Below are 4437 nucleotides of genomic sequence, written 5' to 3'. Positions count from 1 at the left end.
GTTAAAGGTTATTTCTGATAGCGCAAAACGCCGGTTCTCTGCGTGCTCGCTCAGCGAATCAACGTGAACGTTGGTATGGCTGCTGCTGGCGAAACCGGTATTTGCGTCGCGCCGTATGGCGAAAATTCCCATGACCAGCAAAACAATGACCTCGGCGTGCTGCCACAGTGTCGCATTGAAACGTTGTGTGACGAGGCAAATTAATACCAGTATGGAGCTGGCGATAACGATACGAAAAGTATTAAAGCGCATGGTGCCAAAGCGTTGAATAAGCCCTGGCGCCATCAGGCTTGAAACGGTCCAACACAGGGCGGCAACCAAGCCTGATAATTCTGCGAACGGCATATAAATCCTTATAAACTTACTCATTCCACAATACTTAGGAATGATTCAAGCGCACACGGTAGCTTGGTAGCTAAATTATGGCGGGGTTGTTATTATTTGAGCCAGAAAGTGAAGGCCTTATTCGAGGCATTCTTACACCAAATTAGTCATATTGGAAGCGCCATGCGATGCCCTTTTGTGGAACTCAAGATACTAAAGTAGTGGACTCTCGACTGGTGTCTGAAGGCGCACAAGTTCGCCGTCGCAGAACCTGTATACATTGCCAAGAGCGGTTTACCACCTTTGAAGTGGCGGAATTGCAAATGCCAAAGCTGATCAAAAGTGACGGCAGCCGAGAAGCTTTTGACGAAGACAAACTGCGCAATGGCATTATCAAAGCCATCGAAAAACGCCCCGTCAGTATCGAAGCAGTCGAAACCGCCATCACTCGAATCAAAGAAAAAATGCAAGCTACGGGCGAGCGCGAGTTGCCGTCTCGTTGGACAGGCGAAGCCGTAATGGAAGAGTTACAACGCCTCGATCAAGTGGCTTATGTGCGTTTTGCCTCTGTGTACAGAAGCTTCAAAGACATCAGCGAATTTCGCGAAGCGATAGACCGCCTAGAAAACCACTGCGTTATTGCTCCAGATGCAAAACAAAACGCCCCAGAATCGGAACAAGAAGACAAAGCATGACCGTTTATAATCACGAATACTGGATGGCCAAAGCCATTCAACTGGCGAAAAAAGGTCGCTACACCACTCACCCTAATCCTCGCGTTGGGTGCGTGTTGGTAAAAGACCAACAAATCATCGGTCAAGGCTTTCATGTGAAAGCCGGCGAAGGTCATGCCGAGGTCAATGCTTTGGCGGACGCCAACCAAGACGTCGTTGGTGCGACCGCGTATGTCACCTTAGAGCCGTGCAGTCACCAAGGCAAAACGCCGCCTTGTGCCGATGCCTTGATCAAAGCGGGCGTCGCGCGCGTGGTCTACGGTATGCAAGATCCGAATCCAGAAGTGTCTGGCAATGGCTTAGCGAAAATCAAAAAAGCCGGCATCGAGATTATAGGTCCTGTTTTGGAAGCGGAATGCGAAGCGCTTAACCCTGGCTTTATCAAACGCATGCGCGAGGGGCTTCCTTATGTTCGCGTTAAGCTTGCCATGAGTATGGACGGCCGCACAGCAATGGAATCTGGCGAAAGCCAATGGATTACCGACACAGCGGCGCGTTTGGATGTTCAGCGTTTGCGTGCGCAAAGTGACGCGATCGTGACGGGCATTGGTTCGGTGTTGGCTGACAATCCAAGCATGACGGTTCGCATTGATAATAACGATCAAGAAGCCGACCCGAAAAGCGTGCGTCAGCCGATTCGTGTGGTAATGGACACGGCTTTGTCTGTTCTTCCAGAAGCAAAAATTCTTTACCCAACGAATCAAGCATGGGTGTTTTCTGTGGAAGAAGAGGTGGAAGAAGAGCACCTTGCTCTGCTGACGAAAAAAGGCGTGACGGTTCGATTTGCCCCTCGCGGGCTGGATGGTAGGTTGGACTTGTTGGATGCCATGGAACAACTTGCTGACGCAGGCATTAATGAAGTCTTGTTGGAAGCGGGCGCCGAGTTGGCTGGTGGTTTTTTAGAAGCCGGTTTAATAGACGAAATCGTCGTGTACATGGCTCCGAAATTACTGGGTTCCAGCGCGCGACCTTTGTTTAAATTGCCCTTAGAAGAAATGGATGAAGCGGTTGAGCTAACGCTTAAATCCGTTCGCCAAGTTGGGCAAGATGTGCGTTTGGTGTATGTACCCAAATACCTAGACGAAGATTTTGAAGACGATTTTGAGGAATAGCCAAAAGCTGAGTGATTGCTTTTTCAGGCTTTTTTTAAGAAAAGCCTGAAAATAGGTTTTTCTTACTTATATTTCGCCAATTTTGCCGAGAATCCTAGAATAAATGTTGCTATAATCGCCGACCAAGATAACCCATATATTCGTACCTTTGGTCGATATGACTCAGATGCTGTCTAAAAGCCGTATTTGGTAGCTCTTTAACAACCAAGGGTATTTTCTAAATAAACAAAAGCCAAACAGACAAAAGCCAAACAGGCCAAAGCGTCAGCCCATAAGGCGGCGTAGTCTGGACAATTGAGGCAAAAAATGAGCGAAGTGGAAACAACCAACGACCAAACTCCAGCACCAAAACGTAAGGACAAAAACCTTCACGTTCGCAATTGCGCAGTGCTTCTCGTCGTTTGGCATTACAAGCGGTCTACCAATGGCAGATGAACCAATCTGCGGTGAGCGAGATCGAAACTCAATTCGTGATGAACCAAGATCAAGAAATGGATTCTGTGACAAAGTCTACTTCCGCGAGTTGCTACAAGGCGTTACTGCCAGTGCAAAAAACTGGACGCTTTATTTGAAGAGCTACTAGATCGCCCGTTGAGCGAACTGGACCCAATCGAATTGGCGGTAATGCGTATTGGTTCATATGAGTTGTCTCAACGTTTGGATGTACCATACCGAGTTGCGATCAACGAAAGTGTTGAGCTTGCAAAAGGTTTCGGTGCGACAGAGAGCCACAAATACGTGAATGGCATTCTAGATAAGCTTGCACAGCGCGTGCGCAACGCGAAGAAATCGCCGCTCGTCGTGAAGCCAACAAATAAGCAAATAAGATCACTAAAAACCCCGTTATTACATAGCTAATAACGGGGTTTTTTTATGCTTTTATTTTGCGATGGCGTGGAAGGTTTTGGCGTTTGTGAACAATATTATGGCGTTGTTGGGCGGTAATGCGGGGAGAAATAGGAATAGTGTCGTAATACGAGATGCCACCTGAATGACGAATGGGTGAAGCCTGATAGTGGGCGGTCTGTATAAACGGCGGGGTTGGAAAAATGGTTCAGGTACTGACAAAGGTTTGGGCTTTGTTGCTTGGAATCGTGCTCATTATGTTGGGCAATGGTATGCATTTCACCTTGATCGGCCTAAGAGGTGGGATTGAGGGGTTCTCGTCCGCGGAACTGGCGATCATTACCTCGGGTTACTATGTTGGTTTTTTGTCCGGTGCTCGGTTTACGCCTTTATTGATTCGTCGAGTAGGCCATGTTCGTGTCTTTGCCGCGCTGGGCAGTTTTATGTCTGCAGGGCTTATTTCTTTCCCATTGATGACTGACCCTTGGGCGTGGACGCTGATTCGTGTGTTATTGGGCTTTTTGTATGTCAGGCATTTATGTTGCGGCCGAAAGTTGGTTGAATGATGCCGCCACAAATGACACCCGAGGCAAGGTGCTTTCTGCTTACATGATGGCGCAGACACTGGGCATTATCGGCGCTCAAGGTCTGCTGATGCTAGGAGACGCGGGCACCTCGGTATTATTTATTGGCGCTTCTATTTTGGTCTCGGTGTCTTTTGCTCCCATTTTGTTGTCTGCCGCCGTTGTTCCAGCGGTCGAGGTGTCAAAACCCATGTCACTTTGGGCGTTACTCAAAATCTCGCCGCTGGGAACCGTCGGCATATTTTTTATTGGGGTGTGTTTATGCCACGCAATCAGGCATGGGGGCTGTTTTCGGCAGCCAAGTAGGGCTTTCTGCAAACAGCATCGCTCTGTTTGTTGCCATGTTGTTTGCTGGCGCTCTGGTGATGCAGTACCCAATTGGGTGGTTGTCTGACCGAGTAAGCCGCAGCAAATTGATCTTTTGGGCTTCTTGTCTTGGTGGTGCTTCGTGTGCGTTTGGTTGGATGAGTCATGGGGCTTTTTGGCCTTTGATGGCGTCCGCATTTTTTGCGGGGGTGTAACAACGCCACTGTATGCGTTATTTCTGGCGTATACCAACGACTCTCTTTCCCCCAGTGATATGCCTGCAGCGTCTGGCGGATTGGTGTTTACCTTTGGTTTAGGCGCTATTGCAGGCCCTTTGCTAAGCGGTTGGTGTATGCAGGTACTTGGGCCTGACGCATTTTGGATTGTGCTTGGAATAACGTTCTTAGGTATTGCAAGTTTTGCCATGTTTAGCATGGCTCAGCAGAGCGAACAAATTGCCGTTGAAGATACGGACAGTTATCTTGGCGTGTTACCGACGACTTCTGTGGTTGCGGTAGAGGCGGCCAATGA

6 protein-coding genes and 1 pseudogene are annotated in these 4437 nt (G+C 48.6%); 6 read left to right on the top strand and 1 reads right to left on the bottom strand.

The features are described from left to right. A partial coding sequence (locus N5P32_RS00140) for an EamA family transporter (protein WP_265727203.1) occupies positions 1-345 on the bottom strand: 345 nt, incomplete at its 3' end. 167 nt (positions 346-512) lie between these two features. Between N5P32_RS00140 and nrdR the strand changes: the two genes are divergently transcribed. The 6 genes and pseudogenes from nrdR to N5P32_RS00110 form a co-directional block, all read left to right on the top strand. Then, positions 513-1019: a transcriptional regulator NrdR gene (nrdR, locus tag N5P32_RS00135; RefSeq protein WP_265727202.1), complete on the top strand. Its 507-nt coding sequence runs from the start codon at positions 513-515 to the stop codon at positions 1017-1019. After that, a complete protein-coding gene (gene ribD / locus N5P32_RS00130; RefSeq protein WP_265727201.1) occupies positions 1016-2170 on the top strand; it encodes a bifunctional diaminohydroxyphosphoribosylaminopyrimidine deaminase/5-amino-6-(5-phosphoribosylamino)uracil reductase RibD in 1155 nt (384 codons plus the stop codon). The genes nrdR and ribD overlap by 4 nt, the downstream gene beginning before the upstream one ends. Positions 2171-2550: 380 nt before the next feature. Then, a pseudogene (gene nusB, locus N5P32_RS00125) lies at positions 2551-3028 on the top strand (transcription antitermination factor NusB). Positions 3029-3219: 191 nt separating this feature from the next. Beyond that, the gene (locus tag N5P32_RS00120) at positions 3220-3582 is read left to right on the top strand and encodes an MFS transporter (RefSeq protein WP_265727200.1); all 363 of its coding nucleotides are present in this window, start codon (positions 3220-3222) and stop codon (positions 3580-3582) included. Continuing rightward, positions 3542-3994: a hypothetical protein gene (locus tag N5P32_RS00115; protein ID WP_265727199.1), complete on the top strand. Its 453-nt coding sequence runs from the start codon at positions 3542-3544 to the stop codon at positions 3992-3994. Before N5P32_RS00120 ends, N5P32_RS00115 begins: the two co-directional genes overlap by 41 nt. 54 nt (positions 3995-4048) lie before the next feature. Further along, the coding region (locus tag N5P32_RS00110) for an MFS transporter (RefSeq protein ID WP_265727198.1) at positions 4049-4437 on the top strand (389 nt) is incomplete at its 3' end.

It is taken from the genome of Marinomonas pontica, assembly GCF_026191375.1.
GTDB lineage: Bacteria > Pseudomonadota > Gammaproteobacteria > Pseudomonadales > Marinomonadaceae > Marinomonas > Marinomonas pontica.
This window is presented reverse-complemented; position numbering and strand designations above follow the sequence as displayed.